This is a genomic window from Nostoc sp. DedQUE05 (assembly GCF_034530955.1).
GTDB lineage: Bacteria > Cyanobacteriota > Cyanobacteriia > Cyanobacteriales > Nostocaceae > Nostoc.
On sequence record NZ_JAVRCB010000003.1, the window covers coordinates 162681 to 189548 of the forward strand.

General features: G+C 43.5%; 24 protein-coding genes, 1 pseudogene and 1 riboswitch. Of the genes and pseudogenes, 9 read left to right on the forward strand and 16 right to left on the reverse strand.

Translation table 11 applies throughout. The features are described 5' to 3' along the window. The first annotated feature begins 290 nt into the window (after positions 1-290). Together RMZ42_RS03655 and RMZ42_RS03660 are read left to right on the forward strand one after the other, a co-directional pair. Positions 291-821 carry a hypothetical protein gene (locus tag RMZ42_RS03655; RefSeq protein WP_322670127.1) on the forward strand — a complete coding sequence of 177 codons (531 nt, stop codon included), beginning with the start codon at positions 291-293 and terminating at the stop codon, positions 819-821. Positions 822-1106: 285 nt separating this feature from the next. Further along, complete coding sequence (locus RMZ42_RS03660) at positions 1107-1379, forward strand: hypothetical protein (protein ID WP_322670128.1); 273 nt, start codon at positions 1107-1109, stop codon at positions 1377-1379. Here the strand turns inward: RMZ42_RS03660 and RMZ42_RS03665 are convergent. The 7 genes from RMZ42_RS03665 to RMZ42_RS03695 form a co-directional block, all read right to left on the reverse strand. Then, entirely contained in the window at positions 1363-1878 is a 516-nt protein-coding gene (locus RMZ42_RS03665) for a GNAT family N-acetyltransferase (protein WP_322670129.1), read from the reverse strand. The genes RMZ42_RS03660 and RMZ42_RS03665 overlap by 17 nt on opposite strands. A gap of 163 nt (positions 1879-2041) precedes the next feature. After that, the gene (locus RMZ42_RS03670) at positions 2042-2551 is read right to left on the reverse strand and encodes a GNAT family N-acetyltransferase (protein WP_322670130.1); all 510 of its coding nucleotides are present in this window, start codon (positions 2549-2551) and stop codon (positions 2042-2044) included. Positions 2552-3109: 558 nt separating this feature from the next. After that, positions 3110-3526, reverse strand: coding sequence for a hypothetical protein (locus RMZ42_RS03675; RefSeq protein ID WP_322670131.1), 417 nt, complete (start codon positions 3524-3526; stop codon positions 3110-3112). Beyond that, positions 3523-4908 (reverse strand): allophanate hydrolase, encoded by a 1386-nt coding sequence (atzF, locus tag RMZ42_RS03680; protein WP_322670132.1) that lies wholly within the window; start codon positions 4906-4908, stop codon positions 3523-3525. Before atzF ends, RMZ42_RS03675 begins: the two co-directional genes overlap by 4 nt. Continuing rightward, entirely contained in the window at positions 4905-8501 is a 3597-nt protein-coding gene (gene uca / locus RMZ42_RS03685; protein WP_322670133.1) for an urea carboxylase, read from the reverse strand. Before uca ends, atzF begins: the two co-directional genes overlap by 4 nt. A 223-nt stretch (positions 8502-8724) precedes the next feature. Then, positions 8725-9366: an urea amidolyase associated protein UAAP2 gene (locus RMZ42_RS03690; protein WP_322670134.1), complete on the reverse strand. Its 642-nt coding sequence runs from the start codon at positions 9364-9366 to the stop codon at positions 8725-8727. A 59-nt stretch (positions 9367-9425) separates the two neighbouring features. Continuing rightward, positions 9426-10184, reverse strand: a complete 759-nt coding sequence (locus RMZ42_RS03695; RefSeq protein ID WP_322670135.1) for an urea amidolyase associated protein UAAP1 — start codon at positions 10182-10184, stop codon at positions 9426-9428. Positions 10185-10310: 126 nt separating this feature from the next. Beyond that, positions 10311-10420: riboswitch (guanidine-I (ykkC/yxkD leader) on the reverse strand. A 715-nt stretch (positions 10421-11135) separates the two neighbouring features. Here RMZ42_RS03695 and RMZ42_RS03700 point away from each other — a divergent pair. The 3 genes from RMZ42_RS03700 (at position 11136) to RMZ42_RS03710 (ending at position 13912) form a co-directional block, all read left to right on the forward strand. Further along, positions 11136-12194: an ABC transporter substrate-binding protein gene (locus RMZ42_RS03700; RefSeq protein WP_322670185.1), complete on the forward strand. Its 1059-nt coding sequence runs from the start codon at positions 11136-11138 to the stop codon at positions 12192-12194. A 110-nt stretch (positions 12195-12304) separates the two neighbouring features. Continuing rightward, on the forward strand, positions 12305-13102 hold the full coding sequence (locus RMZ42_RS03705; RefSeq protein WP_322670136.1) for an ABC transporter permease: 798 nt from the start codon (positions 12305-12307) through the stop codon (positions 13100-13102). A gap of 39 nt (positions 13103-13141) precedes the next feature. Beyond that, positions 13142-13912 carry an ABC transporter ATP-binding protein gene (locus RMZ42_RS03710; protein WP_322670137.1) on the forward strand — a complete coding sequence of 257 codons (771 nt, stop codon included), beginning with the start codon at positions 13142-13144 and terminating at the stop codon, positions 13910-13912. Positions 13913-14023: 111 nt separating this feature from the next. Here the strand turns inward: RMZ42_RS03710 and RMZ42_RS03715 are convergent, their stop codons facing one another. The 4 genes from RMZ42_RS03715 to RMZ42_RS03730 form a co-directional block, all read right to left on the reverse strand. Next, complete coding sequence (locus RMZ42_RS03715; protein WP_322670138.1) at positions 14024-14239, reverse strand: hypothetical protein; 216 nt, start codon at positions 14237-14239, stop codon at positions 14024-14026. A 201-nt stretch (positions 14240-14440) separates the two neighbouring features. After that, positions 14441-15013 carry a DUF3611 family protein gene (locus RMZ42_RS03720; protein ID WP_322670139.1) on the reverse strand — a complete coding sequence of 191 codons (573 nt, stop codon included), beginning with the start codon at positions 15011-15013 and terminating at the stop codon, positions 14441-14443. A gap of 167 nt (positions 15014-15180) precedes the next feature. Further along, entirely contained in the window at positions 15181-15390 is a 210-nt protein-coding gene (locus RMZ42_RS03725) for a glycoside hydrolase family 15 protein (protein WP_322670140.1), read from the reverse strand. Then, on the reverse strand, positions 15387-15608 hold the full coding sequence (locus RMZ42_RS03730; protein WP_322670141.1) for an SDR family NAD(P)-dependent oxidoreductase: 222 nt from the start codon (positions 15606-15608) through the stop codon (positions 15387-15389). Before RMZ42_RS03730 ends, RMZ42_RS03725 begins: the two co-directional genes overlap by 4 nt. Before the next feature lie 446 nt (positions 15609-16054). Between RMZ42_RS03730 and RMZ42_RS03735 the strand changes: the two genes are divergently transcribed. Beyond that, a complete protein-coding gene (locus RMZ42_RS03735; protein ID WP_322670142.1) occupies positions 16055-16951 on the forward strand; it encodes a c-type heme family protein in 897 nt (298 codons plus the stop codon). A 45-nt stretch (positions 16952-16996) separates the two neighbouring features. Here RMZ42_RS03735 and RMZ42_RS03740 read toward each other — a convergent pair whose 3' ends face one another. After that, a complete protein-coding gene (locus RMZ42_RS03740; RefSeq protein WP_322670143.1) occupies positions 16997-19231 on the reverse strand; it encodes a caspase domain-containing protein in 2235 nt (744 codons plus the stop codon). A gap of 872 nt (positions 19232-20103) precedes the next feature. Then, a pseudogene (locus RMZ42_RS34625) lies at positions 20104-20192 on the reverse strand (IS5/IS1182 family transposase); the annotation flags it as partial. Positions 20193-20258: 66 nt separating this feature from the next. Between RMZ42_RS34625 and RMZ42_RS03745 the strand changes: the two are divergent. Further along, a complete protein-coding gene (locus RMZ42_RS03745) occupies positions 20259-21464 on the forward strand; it encodes a sigma-70 family RNA polymerase sigma factor (protein WP_322670144.1) in 1206 nt (401 codons plus the stop codon). 7 nt (positions 21465-21471) lie between these two features. After that, on the forward strand, positions 21472-22653 hold the full coding sequence (locus tag RMZ42_RS03750; RefSeq protein WP_322670145.1) for a DUF1822 family protein: 1182 nt from the start codon (positions 21472-21474) through the stop codon (positions 22651-22653). A 523-nt stretch (positions 22654-23176) separates the two neighbouring features. Here the strand turns inward: RMZ42_RS03750 and RMZ42_RS03755 are convergent. Further along, positions 23177-23698, reverse strand: coding sequence for a phosphoribosyltransferase (locus RMZ42_RS03755; RefSeq protein WP_322670146.1), 522 nt, complete (start codon positions 23696-23698; stop codon positions 23177-23179). A gap of 76 nt (positions 23699-23774) precedes the next feature. On the opposite strand from RMZ42_RS03755, the gene RMZ42_RS03760 reads away from it, so the two are divergent. Next, positions 23775-25226: an MFS transporter gene (locus tag RMZ42_RS03760; protein ID WP_322670147.1), complete on the forward strand. Its 1452-nt coding sequence runs from the start codon at positions 23775-23777 to the stop codon at positions 25224-25226. 150 nt (positions 25227-25376) lie between these two features. On the opposite strand, the gene RMZ42_RS03765 is transcribed toward RMZ42_RS03760, so the two are convergent. Together RMZ42_RS03765 and RMZ42_RS03770 are read right to left on the reverse strand one after the other, a co-directional pair. Continuing rightward, a complete protein-coding gene (locus RMZ42_RS03765) occupies positions 25377-26189 on the reverse strand; it encodes a pentapeptide repeat-containing protein (protein WP_322670148.1) in 813 nt (270 codons plus the stop codon). A gap of 10 nt (positions 26190-26199) precedes the next feature. Then, positions 26200-26841 carry a hypothetical protein gene (locus RMZ42_RS03770; RefSeq protein WP_322670149.1) on the reverse strand — a complete coding sequence of 214 codons (642 nt, stop codon included), beginning with the start codon at positions 26839-26841 and terminating at the stop codon, positions 26200-26202. Positions 26842-26868 lie beyond the last annotated feature (27 nt).

The window sequence follows — 26868 nt, forward strand, 5'->3', positions numbered from 1 at the left end:
TTATCTGACTATCTTTTCATATTTCAAGACTTAAGTTATTAAATCTCACCTTATTTTGATATCATGTCCGCTATACACAGCAAGGCTTTTCGATGTCACGGCAGACTTCGCCGATTTATTCTGCCACTTTGTGACCTGACCCGATGCGACAAAAAAAGTAGCTTTTTACTGGATTTGAAATGCTACTGTGAAAAATAGTTATATTGCGATCGCCTCTGGTGGGCGGTTACGCCATCGCTAAATTCTCGGCAATTCTTTGTTATGTCTATGTTTGGATATGGTATTAATTAATGCTCATCTGTGCTAATACTCAAATTCCTTTTCCCCGTTCCCTGGTTTATGCTACCTATCGTGACAAACTGGTTGAACTAGTTCCCTATATGCCAAACGTGCGCGACATCGAAGTTAAATCACGTAGTGAAGTAGGCAGTAATATTTATACTGTTAATGAGTGGCATGGTGGTAGCGAAATTCCAGCAGCAGCCAGAGTTATCCTCAGTGAAGATATGCTCTCGTGGACAGAATACAATACGTGGAATCAGGCTCTATTTACAGTTGAATGGCGTATTGAAACTCACGCTTTCACAAAAGCAGTTAAGTGTTCTGGCAAGAATCGCTTTCTATCAGACGGCAATACGACAATAATTGAAAGCCGTGGTGAACTAGCAATTGACCCAAAACAAATCAACGGAGTACCATTCTTCCTCACAAGTACAATTGCTAATGTAGTTGAAGATTTTTTAGGAAAAAATATACAACCTAACCTACTAGCAATGAGTGCTGGAGTGCGCCAGTATCTAAAGCAAAATGCCAGAGATTGATCCCAAATCAAGAGCGTTAAATTGCTTAGTGGTATCTTTCATGTACTAGACTAAACAGCGATCGCTCTATTTTCCTCTCTACGAGACGCTACTCGCGTTCGCTTGATTGGGGGCAGGGTAAAAAACTTGAGAGCAATCTTTTTACTGGCTATGAATAGTTGTTACATTGTGCTTTACATCACTTTATAAGTTATGACTCAAGGTGCTAAAAGAATTGTTGTTGGATGGTTGTGTCTACACAAGAGTCTAACAAGAGTTAATTTCTTTACCGCCTAAGAGAATTTCATGCTCAAACACATATCCAGAATCGTAGCCGTCTTCATCTTAACTGTGGGGTCTGCATTTACATCTGTTGCTGCATTACTGGCAAGTGTCCCCAATGTGGATATGAGTTTGACCGCGACTGGTCAGCGCGGGTGCATTGGGATTGCGCTGAGTGCGGCTTTCTGGATGATATTGTATAGAACCCATTTGATATCTCAGAAGCGGCGACAAGCGTTTATTTGCTTAACCGAGCAGTATCGTAACCAGATGAATTTCCTCATCCACTATGAATAATGCTATCGAGTTGGAGTTCAAGATAGATAGTTTTAAATCCACTGTTGTTTAGAGATTCACCAATTTGGTAAAAACCGCGTTTGAGATAAAGCATCCGAGCTACGTAAGAAGAGGGATGTTCCCAAGTATACAAACGTAAGTACCTTTTTGCTTTTGCTTGTGCTAAGTCGATGGTAAAGTCTAATAGCTCTTTTCCAATTCCTTTTCCTCGAAATCGTGATGCTACACAAAACCAGCCTAACCAGTTAGCTTCTTGTTCGTCTTCGCTTTTGCAGTATAACCCAGTCAACCCAATTACTTGGAAAGATTCCTCATCGATAGCAACCCAGTAATTGAGTTGAGTAATTCCGCTGTTTGAAAACCATTGAGCATATTCATCTAGATATAAACTTGCCACCAGCGATTGCCCATCACTACTATTACTCACGCCTGGAAAAACCTCGTCTCTTAACTGAATTGCTTGCTCCAAGGTTGCTATCGATAATGATTCAATATACATAGCACTAGTCACTCAAACTTAAAGTAGCCATACCTATATCTAGGCTACTATCTCAATTAATCTGTAAATTTTTCGGTGAGCAGGCAGTACTTAAGTGGTAACCATCATTCCTGCCATTCTTCCTCTTTATCCCGAAAAACTAATTCTACCGTAGCTTTCTTACCTAATTTGCTTTTCCTCTTTGAGTTTGTTTTTTTGTAGTTGAGCATGGCACTAAATCGAAACGAAATACGAGCAAGTCCTGAATCTGAATGCTGTTTTCGTAGCTTGGCTGAGGTAAATACCAAAAGTAGTCCTGGCGCACACAATCCATCCGAAATCCACACTTTTGATAAAAAGCAATGTTGGCAATACTTGAATTAGATGTGCCAACGAGCATCTGCCTCTTGCCGCGTTGCCTTGCCTCTTTAACCAACCAAGCAATGAACTCCTTACCTAAACCCTGCCCTTGAAACTCACGGGCTATAGCCAGTTCCATAATTTCGCAGGGATCGCTGCGCCATTTCATTGTTGCTGCACCAACCAAGTGTTCGCTGTCGTCCATACGATATACAGCATCAACGAGGTTAGCAAGCCCCCATCGCAGTGCACGCTCCGATTGTTCTGCCAACAGTAGTATCGGAATCAGCGCCTCAAGTTCGTCGTCAGGAGCTTGTCGAATAGCGATCGCCATTCATATTCCCCTTTAATCAGAATTTATTTTTCAAAACTATAGTACCAAGTTGAATTAATCGATTTGACACTCAAAGCCGAATAGCACGCTTGTAAAGCTGAAACATGGTCAGGGCAGGGGTTAGGGTGTAGGGTGTGGGGTGTAGGGTGTAGGGTGTAGGGTGTAGGGTGTAGGGTGTAGGGTGCAGGTTTAAAGCCTCGCCCCACGCGCACGAAAAATCCTTATTTCGCAAGGCAGGTAAAAGCCCCACCCGGAGTGTCTGTCTTAATTTCCCTACACCCCACACCCAATACAACCTGCACCCTGTTCACTTTTCTTGATTTTTCCCTACACCCAACACCCTACCCCCAACACCCTGCCCAGACGAGCTTTCAGCTTTACAAGCGTGCCATTCCACTCAAAGCCTAATACCAATTCACAATTAGCATCTTTTGAACCTAAGACTTTAGAGCAACCGCCAACAACGGGGAGAAAACGCCGGAAAAAACGGGCTATTTCTAAACCTACACCCCACACCCCAAACCTGTAACCCCGCCCCAACGGGGCTTGGTCATCGCTTCAGGAATCTGACAAACTAGCAAGATAATTGCGCCACCCGCCATACTGGGAAATATCTTGTGCATCGGGAATCACATAGGGTTCACACAAAAATCCTTTGACTGAGGAACCGTCTTCCAGGTCTAAGGTGCCAATCACTAGGGGTGGGGGTACGGCGGCGACAAAAGTACCAAAGCCTTCTGCACTCAGTTGCCAAACTTCTATTTCAATGCCTACCCCAGAACCATCAAGAACTTTTATTAATCCAGGTTTGGGTGGTTGGGTATTGGCAAGGGCATAAAAGCGATAGGTAGAGGCGGTTTTGCAGGTTTTTAGTAGGGTGGCATGGCGCTCTTGCAGTTGATAGTTTAAGGGTTGTCCAGTGAGATGAGCGCCAACAACAGCAATAGTAATCAGATTAGTGGATGTAATTGTCATGGGGAAATCTTTAGAGAAGTTGTTTTGCCATAAGTAACGCCCATCTGATGGTGATAGCGGATACCCAATTGGCACAGGGATAAATCTTGAAAACTTTGCCCGATTAAAGTGATGCCAGTAGGCAAACCGTTGGCACGAAAGCCAGAGGGAAGGGCGATCGCACACAAGTCCATCAAGTTGACAAAGTTGGTGTAGTAGCCCAGGTTAGTGTTGAGAGCGATCGCATCAGCTTCTACTTCCGCTTTGGTGTAGATTGTCCCGGTGGTAGGTAACGCTAGAATGTTGACTTTTTGCCACTGCTGTGCTGCTTCTTGCTTGAGTGCTTCTAAAGCGTAAAAACCTTTGAAAGTATCTACTGCTGTGTAGCGTAAACCATTGCTAATTATTTGGCGGACAACGGGATGCATGGCATCAGCTTGAGTTTCAAAAAATGATTGAATAGCGGCGAGCCGTTCTGCTACCCAAGCACCGGAGTAGAGTAAATCAGCAGCTTGCTGAAAGGGCTGAAAATCAATTTCTACAAGATTTCCGCCGATCGCTTTTAACCTCTGTAATCCTTGCTCATACAAATCTGCTGCGGCTGCATCACCGAAGAACTTTAATTGATCTGGCTTGGGGACTCCAAAGGAAAATGATGATGGAATTGCTGCGGTTTGTGGTGGAATTTGACGAGAATAACTATCGCTGGTATCAAAGCCACCGGCAACTTGCCAGACGATCGCAGCATCTTGGCAATTCAATGTGAAAATGGAAACGCAATCGAGCGAACGACAGGCAGGCACTACGCCGGAAGTACTTAATACACCTCTGGTAGGCTTGAGTCCGACAATGTTGTTAAACGCTGCTGGAACTCGTCCAGAACCAGCTGTATCAGTGCCTAGAGAAAAGCTTACTAACCCCGCCGCGACTGCCACGGCGGAACCAGAACTAGAGCCACCGGAAATATAATCGTCGTGGAAAACACTGCTACAGGCTCCATAAGGCGATCGCACCCCAACTAACCCTGTGGCAAACTGATCGAGATTGGTTTTGCCGATCAAAATTGCCCCGGCTTGCAGTAAGCGATCGACTACCGTTGCCGTTTTTTCTGGAATGTAGCTGTAGGCTGGACAGGCAGCAGTCGTGGGCATTTTTGCCACATCAATGTTATCTTTCACAGCGAAGGGGATACCGTAGAGGGGCAAGTCATCTAAATTTCTGCTAGCGAGAACTTCAGCTTGAGCGATCGCTTCTGCTTGTGGTAATAGATGAATCCAAACGGCATCGTTTCCCCGTGCAGCAATCCGGCGATAAATTTCCTCAATGACATCAATTGGTTGCAATTGAGCGGTTCGATAAGCTGTAAGCAGCGATTCAATATCCAGGCTGATTAAGTTCGTCATGGTGCTTCTCCTCGGATAATTGCTAATATCTGTCCGGCGGTGACGAGTTGCCCAGGTTCGCAGAGGACTTCTACTACCGTTCCTGGATCGTCCGGTAACAGAGTCATTTCCTGCTTCATTGCTTCCAGCACAATTACACCGGTGTCTTCCGTAATGCGATCGCCTGCTTTAATTAACACTTGCCAGACATTTGCTGTTGTAGGGGCGCTGAGAGCGTAGCAATCATCAGGAATAGTTGTTGTTGCTGCTGGTGGGAGATCGGCTGCGACGATTGTGTTTTCATCTTCGGCTGTAGCTGTCCAGCGATCGCGTTCTTCTCGAAAGGCAATTCGCTGGCGGGTTTGGCATTTCGTTGTTTCTTGGGCAATTTCTTGCAAAAACTGTTGATAGTCGCCAAATTTAAACGTGGTTTCTTCAACTTTTAGTTTGAACTTGCCTTCAATAAAATCCTCTCGGTGGCGCATTAACTCCTCGTGAGAAACTGGATAAAACCGAATTTGATCGAAGAATCGCAATAGCCACGGTTTACCATCTGTAAAATCTGCGGTTTGTTTGTAGCGATTCCACATCTGCACGGTGCGTCCAACAAACTGATAGCCACCGGGCCCCTCCATGCCATAAACGCAGAGATATGCACCACCGATGCCGACTGCATTCTCAGGAGTCCAGGTACGGGCTGGATTGTATTTTGTGGTGACGAGGCGATGACGCGGATCGAGCGGGACTGCCACTGGCGCACCGAGATAAACATCGCCTAAACCCATCACTAAGTAACTGGCATTAAAAAGAATTTCTTTAACTTCTGCAATGCTACCCAGTCCATTAATCCGCCGAATAAATTCAATATTGCTAGGACACCACGGTGCATCTTTTCGCACCGACTGCATATATTTTTGAATGGCTAGTTGAGTAGATTCATCATCCCAGGATAACGGCAGATGTACAATACGAGTTGGCACTTCTAGATCGGAAATATCCGGTAGATGAGATTCGATGTTTTGTAATGCGGTAACTAAATTTGATTGCGAAATGATGCGGCTATCGTAGTGAATTTGTAGCGATCGCATTCCCGGCGTTAATTCCAAAACCCCATCAATTGGGTGCGTTTGCAGATGAGTCATTAACTCATGTACCCGGAAACGCAACTTCAAATCCAGTACTAAATCTCCATATTCAATCAGCAAGTATTTATCGCTCGCTTGACGGTAAGTAACAGCAATTTGCTCATCAGTTGCGGGAATTTCTGCCACAATTGCCTGATATTCGGAACCGTCAGCCTCCAGAGTCACTGCTTCCCCTGCTTGTAAGATTTCGATTTGCCGATCCGACTGTAATTCTTGTTGCAATGCTTGCTCAAAGGTGAGGCGACGGAATTGAATCGTATTCCCTGGTTTGAGTTGCCCAATTTTCCAGAGTTGTGCTTCGGCGATCGTGGCAGGGCAGACAAAACCGCCTAAACTCGGCCCATCCAAACCCAGGATGATTGGCATATCTCCGGTGAAATCGATTGTCCCAACGGCATAAGCATTGTCGTGAATATTAGAAGGATGTAGCCCCGCTTCACCGCCATCTTGCCGCGCCCAGGTTGGTTTTGGCCCAATCAACCGAATTCCTGTTCGTGCTGAGTTGTAATGTACTTCCCAATGAGTATTGAAAAAAGTCTCGATGTCTGCATCGGTGAAGAAATCTGGCGCACCGTGAGGCCCATACAAAACGCCAATTTCCCAATGATTGGAGTAGGTGGGAATCAATTCCGGGGAAATGGGCTGCGGTTGGGACGTAGAGGGATGCAATTTCAGGACATCGCCCACCTGTAAGGCTCTGCCGCCATGTCCACCAAACCCACCCAGAGTAAAAGTTGCTTTACTGCCTAAATAATCGGGTACATCAAACCCGCCTTGCACGCTAATATATGTACGGAAACCATCGCCCTGAATGTTGCCCAACCGTAGCGTACTTCCTGCTTTTACCGGAACTGCCGTCCAATAGTAAATCGGCTGTTTATCTAGGGTAGCTTTCATCTGCGCTCCCGTGAGGCAAATTACCGTGTCGCAATTGAAGCGCACAGAGGGGCCAGTTAAAGTACACTCTAACCCAGCTGCCGCTTCAGGATTGCCTAAAATCCGGTTGCCCAACCGAAATGCTAAAGAATCCATTGGGCCAGAGGGCGGTACACCGACATTCCAGTAGCCGACTCGTCCAGGATAATCTTGAATGGTGGTCATCGTGCCTGCAACTAGCACATCAATTGTGTGAGGGCGATAGGTAAAGGTATTAGTAAATTTTGTGGTGATATTGCCCTGAATAAACGTAGAATCGGCAATAATTTGGCGCAGATATTCCAAATTGGTTTCAATGCCGTCGATGCGAGATTGGGCGAGGGCAGTTTGGAGAATAGCGATCGCATCTTCTCTTGTTTCTCCATGCACAATTATCTTCGCCAACAATGGATCGTAAAACGGCGACACTTTTGTGCCAGTAGCAATCCAGGTATCGCAGCGAATATCAGGAGCAAATTGCACTTGAGTTAACTCACCCGAACTCGGCTGAAAATTTTTATTTGGATCTTCGGCATACACCCGCACCTGAATTGAATGCCCTTGCGGTTGGTACTGGTAGGATGTCAACTCCAGCGACTCGCCCGCTGCCTGACGCACCATCCACTCTACTAAATCCACACCTGTAATCGCTTCTGTTACGCCATGTTCCACTTGTAAGCGAGTATTCACCTCTAAAAAGTAGAACTGTTGGGTATCTACATCGTAGATAAACTCAACCGTACCAGCCGATTGATAGCGAATTCCCTGGCCGAGTTTAACGGCAGACTCATACAAGCGCTGCCGCAGAGTATCACTAATGTTCGGTGCAGGGGCTTCTTCAATGACTTTTTGATTGCGCCGTTGCGTTGAACAATCGCGTTCACCAAGGGCAACGACATTTCCTTCACCATCACCAAAAATTTGCACTTCAATGTGCCGCGCCCGTTCGATGTATTTTTCTAAAAATACTCCACTCTGGCTAAAATTATTCCGACTTAACCGTTGGACATTTTCAAATAAGTCTGCCAAAGTGTCTTCACTGCGGCACAACTGCATTCCAATACCGCCACCCCCTGCGGTACTTTTGATCATCACAGGGTAGCCAATTTCTGCTGCTGCCTGTTTCACCTCTTGCAAATTATCTAGCAACAAACTACCGGGGACAAGTGGCACTCCAGCAGCTTGTGCGATCGCTCTTGCTTCATGTTTGAGTCCAAATCGCCGCAGTTGATCGGGTGTGGGGCCAATAAAGACAATCCCTGCTTCAGCACAAGCTTCGGCAAACGCCACATTCTCGCTCAAAAAGCCATAGCCGGGATGAATCGCCTCAGCACCGGTTGCTTGTGCTGCCGCCAAAATCGCCTCAGTCCGAAGATAACTTTGCGCCGCCGCAGCTTCTCCCACACAGACAGCTTCCCCAGCCGCAGCAACATGGGCAGCATGGGCATCGGCTTGGGAGTAAACTGCAACCGAGGCAATACCGAGGCGATCGAGGGTGCGAATAATCCGGCAAGCAATTTCACCCCGATTAGCAATCAAAACTTTGTTGAACATCAGCGCTAAGATAATTCGTAATTCGTAATTCGTAATTCGTAATTACGCTCGCGGACTCTTTCGCGCTACGCTAACGTAATTAAGTTTTGTAGGATGTGTTACGCCGCAGGCTAACGCACCTTACTAAGCTAAAAATCTTTTAATTTGCATCCTCAAAAAAAGGAATCTCTTATGGGGTGGGCATCTTGCCCGCCCTAATTGTACAAATTAAATGCGCGATAGCCTACACTGCGTCCCAAACAATTAATCGGATTGGTGTGGGATTATAAGCATTGCACGGGTTGTTGATTTGCGGACAGTTAGAAATCAACACCATCACATCCATCTCTGCCCGCAGATCGACGATCTTCCCGGCTTCTGAAATACCATCGACAATTTCTAACGTGCCGTCTTCGCTAACGGGAACATTCATATAGAAATTCACATTACTAACGAGATCGCGTTTGTTCATCTCGTATTTGCTCAGTTCCAGTAAATAATTCTCGACACAAGCGTGCAGATGCTTCTTGTGCAATCCATAACGCACTGAGTTGCTTTCCATACTACAAGCTCCACCCAAGGTATCGTGTTTGCCACACTGATCGTGGATGACAGTCATCATCACGTTGCCTTCGTTGGAAATCAACTGAGTGCCTGTAGTAATGAAAATGTTGCCTTGACGGACAATAGTATCGGGAGCGCTATAACGCTCTGAAGAATCATTAGCGTTGTAAAATAATGTATCAACGGCTTGATTGCCTAGTAAGTCGATAATCCGTAAAATTTGCCCTTTTTTGATGATTTTAGACCAGGGCTGACGGGCAGCCAACTCGCGATCGTAAATTGCTGTTGCTGGATCGAGTTCAATGGGTAATGTTGCGACCATGATGGGACTCCTGTGCTATTTTCAAATGCAAAAAAATTAAGTTACAGATTCCAGCCCAACTACTCTTGAGCAAACAACGCATCAGTGTTAGTGAAACCACGAATCACTTGTTCGTTTGCAGTGCGGCACAGATCGTCCGGTGCAGGTGCAGGCGATTTCCAAACGGTAAGCTGAATTGGCTTAGGCTTATACACTGTATCGGGGTGCAATACATGGGGACAGTTGGAAATAATTACCAACACATTCATTTCCGCCCGCAAATCAATAAAACTGCCGGGTTTTTCCTCGCCTGCGACATATTCCAAATCCCCATTCGGACGCACTGCTACCCGACTGAACAAATTGAGGTTAGGCATTAGGTCTTTGCGGGTTAAACCACGCTTGCCCAAAGCCTTGAGAAAATTGTTGCGGGAGTTGTTATAATCGCTTTCCCCATATTTGTTGTAAGACCCCTCGCCGTATTTTGCAGCGTTGCTAGCAGCATTGCTGCAACCACAAATCAGATCGTGATAGCCGGAGGTATCCTCTGTGATGGAGAACAAAATGCGTCCCATGTCAGAGTAAATTACCATGCCCTTTTTAAGGAAGGCGTTGAACTGAATCTTGGCGGTATCTGCCACATTAACCCGCTCGATGGGGCTATCCGCGTTGTAGCAAATCATCGAAACACCCTGAGATCCTTCCAAATCAGTTACACGCAAGGTGTTTCCCCGTTTGATCGCGTAATGCCAATACGCACCACCAGGCAGCTTTTCATCAAGCAAAATCAGGCTCGGATCGATTACCCCCATATTCGGCAGAACAGATGCTTGCACCATAAAATCCTCTTGTTACGGTTGGACGATCGGTTTAGGAATTGCCAAAGGCTCAACCTCTGGAATTGAAGAAACGATTGACTCAAATAACAAAGCCCAGGAGATTACCAATACAGTCATACTGTCTGGCTCTCCCGGGCTTTTTTCCCGCCGTGTGACCGACTCGCTCAGAGTCGGCTGCTTCTCTTGGACCAGCCATCACACACAAAGGCGCGATCGGAACCCTAGAAGCTCATCCTTATTCAGTTTGTAATTTGAGTTTGCTAAACTTCGACAATATTGTAAATAGGGCGTTTCCTATTTAGGTTAGCATTTTTACACAATATTTGTTCATTATGTTTTTAGCAGGAGTAATCAAAGAAATTTGTATCCGTAATTACTTTTTAACAGTTTTGTGCAGCTAAAAATTATCTGAATCTGCTATTGAAAAGCAATAAAGTGGCAGGCGCGATCGCTCTGAGGCAGCGATCGCTTTTTTGAAAAAACCATGCAAATATCTACAAACCCTCACCTTTTATTTGATTATCGTATCATTGAATACAATTTGGGGATTCGCTCGTTGTTACAGTGTTCGGTGAAAAGAAAAAACAAATGTAGGTTTTCAGTATTCTACTTGTTCTAGATAGTAGGTTCTTAAATGAGCAATTGTCTGGAAAATTTAAAAGTTTAATTGAACGCAAAATTTATAGACTTCTAGGGTTCCGGTTTGGGTTAAACGGAGCAAGTGTTGAACTTGTTTCTGGATTAGATACAAATGCTGGTCCAAGAGAAGTCGGTAAGCTAATTGGTTGTGAATTTTGAGCGCCTGATTAGTTTATTACACGGCGGGGGAAAAGCCCGGGAGGAAGTTTTCAGCTATTAAATGCTGAATGATTCTTTCTGGGCTTTGTTATATCAATTCAAGTTTATTGCCCTTTACCTTATTATTTGCAATTAAAAAATATTATTTTGCCTATGAAAAAGCGATCGCTCCTCACAACTTGCCTGTTATTTTTAGTTGTTATGTCTTTAGCTGTAAGCTGCACAAACCCAGCAGTATATATTAAAACTACCACCGAAGCCGAGGCAGCAGCAGCCGTTAACAGCAAAGCTAGAACGATAAACTTGGGTTTCAGCGCTTGGCCGGGTTGGTTTCCCTGGCAAGTTGCTCAAGAGCAAGGAATTTTTAAAACTAAAAATACAACCGTTAACCTTAAGTGGTTCGATGGCTACCTTGAATCCATTAGCACCCTTGCAGCCGGACAAATTGATGCCAATAGTCAAACCCTTGGTGATACGCTCAGTTCAGTAGCAGGAGGTGCAGATCAAGTCGTGGTGCTAGTCAACGACAACTCGACCGGCAACGATAAAGTCATCGTCGCAGGAGGAATCAACAGCGTTGCAGATTTGCGTGGTAAAAAAGTGGCTGCCGAAGAAGGCACCGTCGATCACTTTTTGCTGTTGCTGGGCATGAAACAAGCTGGCTTAACGCCCCAAGACATTCAGTTTGTGCCTTTGGAAACAGGAAAAGCGGCTGCTGCTTTTGCTGCCGGTCAAGTTGATGCAGTTGCCGTTTTTGCACCGTTTACAACACAGGCATTGCAGCGATCGGGTAGTAAAGAATTGTTCAGTTCTAAAGACTTTCCGGGTGCAATTTCCGATCACTTGGTCGTGTCGCGTAAATTTTTGAATGAACATCCCAAAGAAATTCAGACACTTGTTGATTCTTGGTTTGCCACGCTCGATTACATCCGGGAAAACCAGGATCGTGCCTACATCATCATGTCAAAACGGGCAGGTGTGCCAGTTGAGGAATACAAACAATATGCCGATGGTACGCGCCTTTTCACAGTTGAAGAAAATCTGAAAGCTTTTCAACCTGGCAACAACATGGCTTCTTTACTGTATGCTACCGAGCAAATGAGCCAATTTCTGATTGATGTGGGGTTGGCGAAAAACAAACCGAATACAACATTTTTATTTGACGATCGCTTCGTTAAAGCCTATATGCAAAAGCGAACTAAGTCTGGATAAAACTAGCAAATTCGGTGTTACTTGTCTGCCTGAATCCCTCACCCCAAATTTAAACGATGAGCCACAGCACTCCGCCTCGCTCGCTTCAACCATTCACCAAACCAAAAACCATGAAATCTACGATTTTTTGGCGGCTGGTCGAAGATATCCCTAAGCCCCTTTATACAGTATTAACCATTACTTCGATTGCCCTGCCACTATTGCTCTGGTGGGCAGTAACCAGCTTCGGCAACATCGATCCCAAGTTTTTGCCAACGCCAGCGAAAGTTGCAGAAGCCTTTGAGCGCTTGTGGATGACACGCGAACTGCTCAAAGATACTGTAGCAAGTCTTTGGCGGGTTGCTGTTGGCTTTTTGTTAGCAGCAAGTTTCTCAATTCCAGTCGGGATTTTGATGGGGAGTTTTCCCAGCATTCGCGCTTTATTAGAGCCGCTGTTTGGTCTAATGCGCTATATGCCTGCACCCGCCTTTATTCCACTGCTGATTCTCTACTTGGGCATTGGCGAAGAACCGAAAATTATGCTGATTTTCATCGGCGTGTTTTTCTTCAATACGTTGATGGTGATGGATACTGTAAAGTTTGTGCCTAAAGAGTTGATTGAAGCAACCTATATGCTGGGTGGCGATCGCTGGGCAACACTAACTCAGGTGATTTTACCGCACGTTCTTCCCGGCATTTTGGATGCCTGCCGGATCAACTTAGCTGCTGCTTGGCAGCTTGTGATTGTGTCCGAACTAATTGCCGCAAACGAAGGATTAGGAAGACGCATCAGCGTTGCTGGTCGATTTTTACGAACCGATGAAATCTTTGTTGGACTAATTGTGATTGGCATCATCGGATTGACATTTGATTTGTTGTTTCAGTATCTGCTTCGCGTCACCTGCAAATGGACAACTCAGCAGCGATAAACAACTCGATAAAACATTCAACTCACAGAGGCTAAACCAATGTTTTTGCAAGTCAATAAGCTCAACAAACACTTTCCGACTCAATCCGGTACGCTCGTAGTTCTCAAAGATATTAACATGGCAATCGAGCAGGGCGAATTTATTTGCGCGGTCGGTGCCTCCGGTTCCGGCAAATCCACGCTACTCCGCCAAATTGCTGGACTCGATAGCCCGACATCGGGAGAAGTACGCATTGATGGCAAGCAGATCGCTGGCCCAGGCCCCGATCGCGGCATGGTGTTTCAGAACTACACGCTCTATCCCTGGATGAACGTGCAAGAAAATACCGAGTTTGGACTCAAGCTACAAGGCGTTCCTAAAAAAGAGCGACGCGAACAGGCAAGCTACTTTCTCAGCATCGTCGGCTTGTCCCGCTTTAGCGGTTCGCTACCCAAGGAGCTATCGGGTGGGATGAAGCAGCGTGTTGCGATCGCCCGCGCCCTTGCGTCTGAACCTAAAGTGTTGCTCATGGATGAGCCGTTTGGTGCGCTCGATATCCACACTAAAGAATCGATGCATGAATTTATACTTGACCTCTGGCAGCGCACCAACATTACAATTTTCATGATTACCCACGATGTCGAGGAAGCCGTTTTCCTGTCCAACCGCATCTATGCCTTGGGTGCTTGTCCTGGCACAGTACGCAAGGTAATGACCATCAATCTGCCGGAGCGTAGCCCCACGATCAAGCGTCATTCCACCTTCCACGACTATCGCGATGAACTGATGGATCTGCTGCGGCAACATGGCAAGGAAGCCGTTGCAGCATAAGATAAAAAATGGTTCAATGCTTTCGCCAAATACAGAGTATGAAGCAAGCCAAAGTCGATCGACTACATAGAGGGCAAGGAGCTAAATTAGAAACGCTCACTTTTTCTGTTCTCAATACCGCTTAGAGTTTAACCGAACTGTATTGAGTGTAGTTGTACTTATATTATTAGTGACTAACACGACTTCACTAAGAAACAGTTCATCCCGATTTAGCCATCGCTCGAAAATCGAATCGCGCTCATCATCAATGGCTCGATCGAAATGTGGTGAGAAATCCGGGCTAACCCGCTTCCCCGACTCCAGCGATCGCCGTGACTGGTTAGACAAACTCAGTTGCTCTAGGTTCTAAAATTCATGCCAGAGATTCATCAAATGGAATGGTGAGGTTGAATATCGCCTTAATATGCGGTGCCTGGAGCTTGGAGAAATCTACTGGTATGCCAACCCAAAAATATTAAGTGGAGACAGGCTCTTGTGCAGAGGAGCAGGGGAGCAGAGGAGAGTTCAAATACCAAGTTCCAAGCAGGGCTATTGATCCAACCAGTTAAGCAACCCAAGCGAAGTAGCGCCTCCTACAAAATGAGCGCCAATCAGATTGACGTTTGCTAAAACCACAAAAATATCTAGGGAACGAATGACATTTTCAGGTCTATAGACTGCCACTCCTTGAGGCAGAGCTAGAGTTTTCGATAGTACAGCTATAACGGTCACTTCAGCTGCTAAAAAAGCTAATAACAGTCCGATCGCACTAACAATTAAGCCAATTTGTAAGACTTGAATCACGTCCTGTTTGCTTGGATGTAATTCACGATTAGGCGACTGTAAAAGTTTGTCTAAACGCCTGTATTGGTTCACCCAATAGAGTCGGAAACACAGCACTAAAATTCCCATAGTTCCCAAAAATACTCCAAAAGCCATAACCGAATTTGTTGTAGTTTGGGGAGTGAGATTACGGCTAAATATAGCCAATAACAAAGCCAAGCTAGAAATAGCACCTAGCGCTAACTGTAGCCAAAAGCTAATCGGTCTGACTATATGAAAAGTAGCTGCGAATTTTTGCTTAGTTGGTACAGGTAGGTATGAATTTAAATCATTTGTCATTTTCCTCTCCTTAGCCCTAATACAATATCTTTAATTAAAAACTCATTACCCAAAATTAACTGATATCTTGTAACTTCTTTTCTCCCTTAAGTATTATTTGAGATAATTCCAGCCAAGCCTAAGTAAACAAAGAGACACTTTCTACTACACGCAACACTATGTTGATTTCAGGAAGTTTCAAGAACCTTATTCAAATTCCATGCAGCGCTAATCAGTGCCAGATGGGTAAACGCTTGCGGAAAGTTTCCCATCGCCTCACCAGTGGCACCGATCTCTTCGGCGTATAACCCCAGATGAGTTGCATAACTGAGCATCTCTTCAAACTTCAGTCGTGCTTCGATCGAGCGAGCCGGATCGATCCGTCCAGCGCGAGTCAATCCATAAACTGCGCCGCTTCAGTGGTAAACCCAATGTCTGGATACACGCCGGCATTATCGATCAAAACATCTAAGCGCTCAATCTTTTGGTGCAGGGTTTTTATTGCTCGATCGATAGAGCGATCGTCAGTGATATCCAATTCGATGGGAATTACTTTTCTTTGTAGTTTCTCAGATGCAAGTTTGGCGTTATCAAAGGAGCGCGAAGTAATAATCACTTCTATTTATATAGGACTCATATTTGATTTTTGCGAGGCTAGGTACACCTTTATTCCTTCTTCCCAGTCCCCATTACCCCTTATCCCCAGAGGGGGCCCCACCATCCCCAGTCCCTAGTCCCTACGATTAATTCAGAAATCAAATCGGATTGCTATAGTTTGGGAGTTATTGTTGTAGACAATCTCAAAATTGATATTAATAAGCGACAAGTCTATAAAGCAGGTGGGCGGATTCATCAACGGGTGTAGAGTACACCTGGTTTTCTCACAAAGCCAGAGAAAAGAAGAGTCAAAAACTGCCAAAATGTCTTTTATCTATCCTCAAAGACTTGTTTTGATTATCTGTCTATTATTAAATATTTGTCTTTCCTAAGCTACATGAATCACTCGTTTAGGATTGCTATAGTTATAGTATATTACTAGAACCTTAAATACTAAAAATAGTTATGAAAATTGGAACAAAAGTCAATTTAATTGTAATAATAGCTTTTCTCGGTGGGATTTTAATTAGTGGTACTGCTTTATCGAGCGTTCTTGAACAAAAGGCAGAACAAGAGGTGTCTTCTCAAGCAATAATTGCCATGCAAATTGCAAATTCACTTAGAGAATATACCAATGACCGCGTACAACCATTATTGTTACCGAGAGTAGACACTCAAGAACAATTTATTCCAGAAGTTATTCCAACATTCTCTGTTAGAGAAACTTTTGAAATTTTACGTAAAACCCAAGGATTTAGTAATTTTATCTACAAAGATGCTGCGCCAAACCCCACAAATATGAGGGATATGGCGGACAAATTTGAAGCCGATATTATTAATAAATTTAATCAACAACCAGAGTTAAAAAGTCTATCCGGTTTCCGAAATGTATTTGAAAATAAATTATTTTATACCGCTCGACCTTTTAGAGTTGGCGAACAAAGTTGTCTGCGTTGCCATAGCGCTCCCGAAGTGGCTCCTCAAAGTCAATTAGTAACCTATGGAAAAGAACATGGGTTTGGGTGGAAGTTTAATCAAATTGTTGCCACTCAAATTGTTTATGTTCCGGCTGAGGAAATTTTTAAAACTGCTCAGTGGTCTTTTTATCTAATCTTAGGACTTTTAGGGATTATTTTTACAATCATCGTTATTATTATTAATTTCTTGTTAAAAAAGACAGTGCTACAGCGTCTTAAAAGAATGGCTAATGTGGCAGAAAAAGTGAGTATCGGTGATATGGATGCCAATTTTGGTAAACAAGACAAAGATGAAATAGGAGCGTTGGCGGACGCTTTTAACCGGATGAAGTATAGTTTAGAAATTGCTCTGAGTATGTTAAATAATAATACCAATACTAGATAGATATACTTTTTTGCCGCAAGCTGCTAGCGATAAATGTTCGCTAACTTATTTTAATTTACCAAGCATCCTATGTTCAAACTCTAAAGCCTTCTGCTTATTAGAAATTTTTGCTGCCAACTTGCTTACAAATTCTAGTACGGAAATTTGCGGTTCAGATTTCAAAATCTTTTGAGTTAAAAAATTAGCAATTGGTCCAACTGCATAGGCTAACTCGCGCTCACATTTACTGATAAATCTGGGATCAATGCCTGAAGAATTATCTGACGTGGTTTTAGATGCAACAGTAGATTGTTTTAAAATAGCTATTGCTTGCTGCTCAAAACTTTGTTGCTGTTCTGGTAACAAGTAAAAGGTTAATTGTTCTACTAATTCTTTAGAGTTAGTTACCTTTTTTAAAGTTCTTTTTAAAATGGTAAGCGCAATCGACCCTAATGATAGCTTCAGCAACTGTTCTAATTTAGAATACTGTTCTGAGTTTAGCTTGAAATTTAATTGAGGTTGTGTTTTTTCTAAATAATCAGCAGCAATAGGAGCAGCAACAGAGACGGGATGATTTGGAAATCGCTGGGAAGCAAATTCTAGTTTGGGTAAATTATTAACGTCTTTGGGCAGTAAATTTTCCTGATTTCCCTGTTTGTTTTCCTCGTTTAATGGTACTTCCTTTGCTTGTAAATCTTGAAAAACTATACCAATATTACCCGGTAAAATATCAATGACTGTTTGTGTAGCTAATAGCCAGACATCAAGTTCGACACCTTTTGCTGATAAATGCGTTTGTAATTGAGTAATCCATTTGGCAATTGACAACCCAACTTGCGGATTGGCTGCAATCAGTGTTTCTAGAAGTGTTTGAGAAAATAGTTCTGGCTCCTCTGCTGTGGAAGCACCGATAATTATACATTGTCCCTGTTCCGTGCCGCTATGCAAATCTTCTATCCAGTTGTTTAGGGAAGTAGCCTCAGGACAATCCAGAATAATTATTTGTTGAGACTTTGCAGCGCGTCGTAACTCGTGTCTTAGCCAAGAACGACTTAGACGCATTCCATCGCCTAAAACTAACCAGGCTTCTCCATCTTCGATTTCCTCGATGTGCCCGCGTAAGTATAATAAGGAGGTTGGTGTATTTTTGATTGTTCCTAACTGCGAAACGGATTTAGTTGCTGATTCACTACTCCAATGTAGAAAGTTTTGGATTGTTGCTCGTATTTCTGACCAAGATTTGCCTTGCTGAGGAAAAAATTCTACCTCAAAGCCGCCAGCCCCAGCAAATAGCCGACTCAAGTCTGTTGTAGTTTTCTTATTTGCAAGTCCATCGATTACCAGCGCCCGTCGCTGTTTGTGAGATTCAACCGTATCAGGTTTGAATCCAAGAATTAATTCTCCTACTCCTTCCACAATTCGTTTGGGTGTTTGCAGGGGATATTCTGGATGGAGTTTACTGTCCCCACGATCGAGCTTTTGCTGATTAATTAGACGCAGTTGCTGATTTAATTTATCAATATATTGCAGCGTCTGGCGATAAACATATTTGTAAAGACCGTCGGCTTCGATGACACCCTGTGAGTCAGCGGCTTCACCTAATAGCCCCTGCATTAAGTAGTAAGTAAATAAACCATGCCCTAGTTCTGGAAATTCCCAGGATTGTTGTCCTCGATCGCATGATAGTAAGGCACAAAATCCTTTACTTTGTGATGCACGTTGTTGTAACACCTTCATGAAGGTTGGGGCACAATTAAATAAATTATCAGAGATGTTTCCGTCTCTAGCACTACCAGCGTTTCCCCTTAATAACTTGAAGTCTCCACTATGACAGGTGTCTAAACAAACTATTTGCTGATTTGCCGCAGTACCCTCCAACATCTGTAATAATTCTTGCAAATCCAAGCCCGTACTCAGCAAGTCATCTTTGCGAGTATCTGCTAAACAAAGTACAGCCTGCTGAGTATTAGGCTCTAACATGCCATGTCCAGAAAAATATAGCAGAAGCGAATCCTCGGATCGAGTTTGCGAAACAATTTGTCGCAGGCTGCGACGAATTGTTTCCAAGGTCGGCGGTTGTGCCGCCAAATCATTATGAATAATTACTTCTTTATTAGGAAACCCCTGTGTAGCTTTTATTAGTGCTTCTTTTAACCCTTGGCAATCCACAGCTGGGTAACGCAAAGAAGGTAAGCCCGAATCTTGGTAATCGTTAACACCTACTAATAAAATCCAGAGCTTGGCTTTTCCTGTTTTTAGTGTATTATCTGAGTAACTAGAACCAACAGCTATTGGAGACATCTTTGCTAGTTTTATCCTAAAATTACTGTTTATAATTAACTTTTTTAAAGTTATACTAAACTCAAAATCTCCGAAAGGCGTTACTTGAAAAAATTACTTTACCTTTCATTTTTTATAGCAAGAATTTTGTAGTCACGTATTGAAACCCGCGTGCTGCTGGTGCGATCGCAAAATCTTGTATTTTTGATGCATAACAGCCTCAGCATTAAATATCAGCATACTGGATATTGACCACTACGGCATAGCCACAGGCATATCTATAAATATTTTATGTGCCTAATAAATCAGGAATTCAGCACATTGATGGTATCTTGAACAACAGCAATCCAGTTCCTGTTTAAGAGAATCTCCACGTAAAATGCGCCGATTCCCAACTGAAGGTCGCGATTCTATCTTAACGTGTACTCAGATAGATTGCCTTTAATCTGAATCTTGTCCAACTCGCTGGATGCGAAAGCTTGAATAATCGCAAATTGGTTAGACGCAGTGTAGAAACTGCCAAGCACAAATATATCTTTACTACCTCCAACGATCAGTTTATCCTCTAAGAGGATGCTTGAAAAGTTTTTTAGAGGTAAAATATTATGCTAATAGCCTCATATAATGCGGATCATGGCAAGATAAATAAAAGTCTCCGATGTTTCGGGCAATAACTCGCACGTCTCTGATTAATCGCTGATATCCCATCAGCCGACCAAAAGTTTGTTCTGACTTTTCACGGTAAGTCTTAAAACACCGAAAAAGCGTGGGTTTTTCCACAAGATAATTATCAATAGCTCTGAGCTAATGATAATGGTTAACAGAAAAATCAGGGCTTGGAAACCCTCAAAATGACCTTTTCCACATACCGTGAAAAGTCAGAAAGTTTGTTCGACTACCCAACGTTTTCAAGCAAAACAAAGCCTTTGGCTTCTTCTGGTTGCAGAACCACCTGCACAATCCAACGGCAAAAGTTCATTACCCGTTACATAAACCAGGACTTTTTAGTTGATAACTTAAGACTTATGCAAGAATGAGTAGTTATTTTATGCGTACTCGTAAAAGTATCAATGAATTATTTACAACTTTTTTACAATTAGATGCTGACAGAATAATTGGTTGGGCAATCGATCCTAAACTACGGCGAAATCTACTTAATTGTCAGGCAAGTCTATCGCAGCCAGAACATTCAGAGAATTTTTGGATATGTTATTGGTATAAATTGTGGCAAATTCAACCAGAAGGTCTGGCAAGAGAACATTTTTCGGCTTATTTACAAGAACCGTGTTATTGGGCGGCTTACAAAATAATTACTAATCTTTCTGCTACTCAATACACAGTATCTGACTGCTTTCAAATGGTCATAACTAGTGTAGATAAAATTTTAAAAGGATTTAAACCCAACATGGGTTTTAATTTGAATAATTATGCGAGTGCAATTTTCAGTAACGAGATTAAGGAAATACTGCGATCGCACAATGAAATTGATATTAGTACTAACTGGCGATTGTTACGGAAACTGACTCAAAAGCGTCTGGTGGAGTCTTTACAAAATGTTGGCCTGAGTGGAGAGACAATACAACGCTACGTATTAGCTTGGAAATGCTACCAAGCACTATATGCTCCACAGCACCCTACAGGTACTCGCCAACTGTCAAAGCCAGATGACTCTACATGGATTGCGATCGCCCAGCTTTACAATTCGGAACACCACACCCAACTTTCCCAACCAGGGATGGAGTGCAACCCGCAAACGATAGAAAAATGGCTGGTTGCTTGTGCCAAAGCAGTACGAGAATATTTTTACCCCAGTATGGCTTCTCTGAATGCGCCTAGAGGGAATGACGATTCTGGAGAGTATCAAGATATATTACCGCAACTGAAGCAGGACTCCTTAATGACGGAAATCATTGCTCAAGAAGAATTGCTTGAGAGACAGTCAATGCAATCTCAAATCAGCAATGTGTTAATTGCAGCGTTGGACAACCTGGATGAGGAGGCACAAAAGATAATAAAACTTTACTATAGCCAGAATTTGACTCAACAGCAGATTGCCCAACAGATGGGAATTAAGCAATATACCATTTCTCGTAAACTCGCCAAAGCAAAAGACTCGTTACTACTCAAGCTGGCAAACTGGAGTAAAGAGTCACTGCATATTTCTCTAAACTCACTCATACTTAACTATATCAACACCGTTTTAGAGGAATGGTTAAAAGCTTACTATAGTCTTTCCTCCTCTAAGTTGGAGTAGTATCAACATGATGTTTAATCCAGGCACAATCAATTTAATAAACTCTACACATTTGTGGTTAGAAATTCCTGAAACCGAGCAAACCAAACTTTGGCAGCAAAATCAAGCGTTTTCGACGAGTAATCGCCGTTGGATGGCATATCTCAACCGCTTGAGCTTGAATGCTTTTCTGCCTTGGCTACGATCGGAACATACTCCCAATGCTGCTGTTTTTCCTAATATTGCCGCTTTGCCCAGCGTTTGGGAAGTAGTCGATGGCGTAGCGATTTCCCTGGAAGAAAAACGGTTGGTATTAATTCCATCTGAAGCAGCAGATTTAAGCGAACTGCGCGTTCCTCAGGAGTGGGTGGATATTCCTACCTGGACAGCAGATTATTATCTAGCGGTACAAGTTAATTTGGAAGAGGGTTGTATACGGATTTGGGGATATACGACCCATACTCTACTGAAAAGTATGGGTAGTTACGATGCAAGCGATCGCGCTTATTGTTTGGATGGAGAGGATTTAATTTCTAACCTCAATATCTTGTGGATGGCAAGTCAATTATGTCCCGAAGAAGCGACCCATGCTGAAGAAACTGTACCACTGGCAGAATTAGCCCTCGCGCAAGCACACAACTTACTTCAACGTCTAGGAAATCCTAAAGTCATTTTACCACGGCTAGCAGTACCATTTTCAATTTGGGGAGCGCTCCTAGAACATGGAGGTTGGAGACAGCGATTGTATGAACAACGCCAAGGACAACAACAACAGTGGTCGATTAATCAATGGTTGCAAACTGGGGTGTCAGATTTTGCACAGAAATTTGGCTGGGCGAGTATTGAGCCACAGTCAAATTTTGCATTAGCTAGGAGTTCACAGCAACCATCAACATTGCCAATTTTAGTGCGGAAAGTCACCATTGCCGGACAACAATACAAATTGCGCGTACAGCCTAAAACTAATATTGAAGATAGAGTATGGCGCATTGAACTGCATAATGCAAGCAAAGGCGAGATGATTCCCAGTGGATTTAAATTGAGACTTTTGACAGAAGATTTACAACCATTTGATGGAAACCAAGTACAAGCAAAAACTGCTGTAGATAGGCTTTACATTGATGTCGCTCTGGGCGATCTTCAAGAAGGATTGGTTTGGGAGATAGAACCGACGCCAGAAAACTTTGAACGCGAAATCTTACTTTTTTAACTCACCTTCCGCACCCCAACTGTCACACATCAACAAAAAGCGGACAGAGATAGTACACAGGAATTAAGTTCGATTCAAAATTTAACAGACTTAATGTCACTATGACTACATTGTGATTGGTGCCTGTTAGTCCGGTATGGCTAGAGAAACTCGGCTATGAAAAGCCCCAAGAGGAACAGGTACGCATGGATATAATATACTACGCGCATCTATCGCCGCAAACCAGGAAACCTCCAAGGCGATCTCTCGACAATCATCACACCTCTCCCTAACTGGCGCTGTGGAGTCATATTGGCTCAAGAAGGCGATCGCTGGATCGTGAGCATTGCTGGTTATCTGGGCGATCGCTACTTAGTAAATTAACGTGAGTTCGACAAGCCCTTTTTTGACCTCTCCCCCAACCCCTCTTGGACACCCAGAGAAGAGCCAAAACCCTAATTTCTCGTTGCTCCTCCCTTTCCCCGTGGGAGAGGGAGGTTGTCCGGGAGAGGTTCATCGAACTCACGTTAAATTAGTCCAATAATCAACACAGTTGGCTTACCTTAGCCGCAAGTTCGGCGGGGTTCATCTGCTCGTAATGTTCAAAAGGTTGATGAATCCAGGGGTTATCAGGTAGATAATCAACATAATAATTGGGTGCTATAACTGAACAAGCTTTATACCAAAGAACGGCGGTGCGAATTTCTTCAATGGGAAAATCAGTATTTTGTTTGAGCCAAGGTATAGTTTGCTGGAGTGTTACCCCAGAGTCTACTAAGTCATCCACTAGGAGAATGCGCGAACCTAACTTTTCCGCAGTCATTGTCAAGTGACGGGAGAAAATTAAATTACTTCTTTCTTGCTTACCAGTGCCATTGTAATAAGATGAGGTTGCTAAAATTGCTAGCGGCTGCTGGTATATACGGGAAAGAATATCTCCGACTCTTAGTCCTCCTCTGGCAAGACAGATAATCTGGTTAAATTCCCAACCGGATTCATAAATCTGAATAGCCAGTTGTTCAATTTTTTGGTGATAATCTGACCAAGAAACATAAAGGTCTGGCATAAGTCTAACGGGAGTGGTAGATGGCAGTATTGAAGGCGATTGCAGACTTTTTATTTTAGTATGAGTGCAAAGTTTTATGAATAATTCTGCTGCTGATGGCGATGCCAAACGAGATCCTCTCAGTGAAAAACTCGACTTAAAAACAAAGTTAGCTTACGGTGCAGGAGATTTAGGCCCAGCAATTACTGCAAATATCTCCGTCTTTTTTCTGCTGGTTTTCTTCACGAATGTTGCTGGTATCCCTGCGGGTTTAGCTGGCAGTATTTTGATGATTGGCAAAATCTGGGATGGCATAAACGATCCGTTTGTCGGGTTCCTGACTGATAAAACGAAATCTCGGCGTTGGGGTCGTCGTCTTCCTTGGATGTTTTATGGGGCTATTCCCTTTGGAGTTTTCTTCTTCTTGCAGTGGATTGTACCGCGATTTAGTGCAAATCAGAGTGATAATATTTGGCCATTATTTTGGTATTACGTAGCGATTGGGGTGATATCTCAGGCGTTTTACACAGTTGTGAATTTGCCCTATACGGCGATGACTCCAGAACTGACTCAAGATTACGACGAACGCACCAGCCTTAACAGCTATCGCTTTACATTTTCTATTGGTGGCAGCATTTTATCGTTGATTTTAACGCAAATTGTTTTTTCTCAAATTAGCGATCGCCAACAACAATATCTTGTTTTAGCAGCCATTTGTACGGTAATTTCGATTTTCGGATTATATTGGTGCGTTTTTGGAGTCCGCGATCGCATTTTGGCTTTTGAGGCTAAACGCAGCCAAACCGAGGAACCTGCATCTCTCCCCTTCTTTGAACAGCTACAAATTGTCTTTAGTAACCGACCTTTTTTATTTGTTATTGGTATATATCTTTGCTCTTGGCTAGGCGTACAGGTAACAGCCAGCATTATTCCCTATTTTGTAGTCAATTGTATGGGTCTTAAAGAATCAGACGTGCCCACAGTGATGATTGCAGTCCAAGGAACTGCTTTGGTGATGCTATTTGTCTGGGGAGCGTTGAGTAAAAAAATCGGCAAAAAAGTTGTTTATTTTCTGGGAATGAGTTTGTGGATTATAGCAGCAGCAGGACTATTTTTCTTACAGCCTGGTCAAATAGTTTTGATGTATGTGATGGCTGTGATGGCAGGTATTGGTGTATCAACAGCTTATCTAATTCCCTGGTCAATGATTCCAGATGTGATTGAATTAGATGAACTGCAAACCGGACAACGCAGAGAAGGCATTTTTTATGGCTTCATGGTTTTGCTGCAAAAATTTGGTTTAGCTTTGGGACTATTTTTGGTGGGAAATGCTTTGCAAGTAGCTGGTTTCAAAGAATCTGTAGCCGGAAGTCCATTACCCATCCAACCGGAATCAGCACTGTTTGCTATTCGCGTTGCTGTTGGCCCCATACCGACAGTTTGTTTGATTTTTGGCTTAGTTTTAACGTATTTTTACCCAATTACCCGCGAGATGCACGCCCAAATTATGCTGAAACTCAAAGAAAGGCAAGAGAACAGGGGGAGTTAAAGAGCGGGGAAGGGAGTAGGGGGCAGGGGGCAGGGGGCAGGGAGCAGGGGAAGAATTTTGAATTTTGAATTTTGAATTTTGAATTTTGAATTTTTAACTAATGACTAATGACTAATACCTATTAACCTTTTCCCCAAACCCAATTCTGAGTTAAAAATGCACAAAGCGAGTGATATTAGGCATAATTGTTTCTTGAAGATTTACGCCGCTGAGGTTAGCTCCCCGAATGTCAGCTCCTCTAAGGTTAGTTCCTCTAAGATTCGCTCCTGCCAAATTCGCATCTCTAAGGTTAGTCCAACTCAAATCAGCTTGACTCAAATCAGCTTCACTTAGGTTAGCCCGCAACAAGTATGCACCACTGAGGTGAGCCTTGGTCAGATTAGCTTTGTATAAGTCAGCTTTGTAAAGATAAGCCCCTAAAACATCTGCTTGGTACAAACTCGCTTCACTGAGGTCAGCTGCAATCAAATTAGCTTCAATCAGGTTGGCAAAAGTGAGGTTAGCCCGAATCAACTTCGCTGCACCTAAATCGGCATCTCTCAAGTTAGCGCTTTTTAAGTCAGTGCCAATTAGATTAGCAGATGCGATCGCAGCACCTCTAAGATCCACCCCGCTTAAGTCAGCTCCAATCAAATTGGCATGACTCAAATCTGCCTGCGTAAGTATAGCGCCACTCAAGTTAGCAACACTGAAGTTAGCCGCACTCAGGTTAGCTTCATTCAAGAAGGCTTTATAAAGGTTGGCACTACTGAGGTCAGCACCACTGAGGTTTGCCCGCACAAGTAAAGCATTACCCAAATCAACTCTTCTCAAGTTTACCCCTTGGAGGTTTGCACCTCTGAGGTTATCGCCTTGCAAATTCGCGGCGCTCAGGTCTGGTTCAATCTGGGGATTTTTCTTTCTCCATTCAATCCATTTAACTGCACCTGCTTTGAGTAAAGTTAGATGCTCTCGATTTGCCATTTTCTCTTTTTTACTCCTGACGCCCACCCAGAGAATTTACCCGACCAGCGACACTTTCAATAGCCGTTAATGCTCCTGCTGCTCCTGCTAGGATATCCTGTTCTTGTCCACCTAAGTAAAGCCGTCCAAAACTACCTACAGCTTGAACTTCTAAAATGTTAATCCTCGCTGCTTTTTCCGCTTCATTGGCAGCTAGTGCGGCGTAAGCAGCAGGCTCCACTTCTAATACATACAGCGTTTGGCCTGCTAGTAGTAGCTGTCCTCGGCGCGTGCGATTAATCAGTTGGGTTTGATAAGCATCGATGTTGCGGATAATCTGACTAGAAATAACCCGCGGTTTCAGACATTCCTCTCTTTTGACTCCCAGTGCCGCCAAAATAGCTTGACCAGCAGCTCTGGTTTCGCCTTGAGAGCTAGAATGAACTTCCAATAGTCCATATAGTCGTTCCACTACCTGTACTCCCGGACGGACAGAGGCAGATTTCAGGGCGATATCCGTAATTTTATTAATTTCGATACCAGGAGATATTTCAATCCACAGTGATGTATCTCCTGGTAATGGTAAGAAGCCTTGGGCTACTGTTCCCATATATGCTGCATGTTGAGGTTGCAGGCTGTCGAGAAATACGAAACTGCGTAATTCTATGCCCAAGATTTTGCTCTCCAGTGGTGAGGGTAA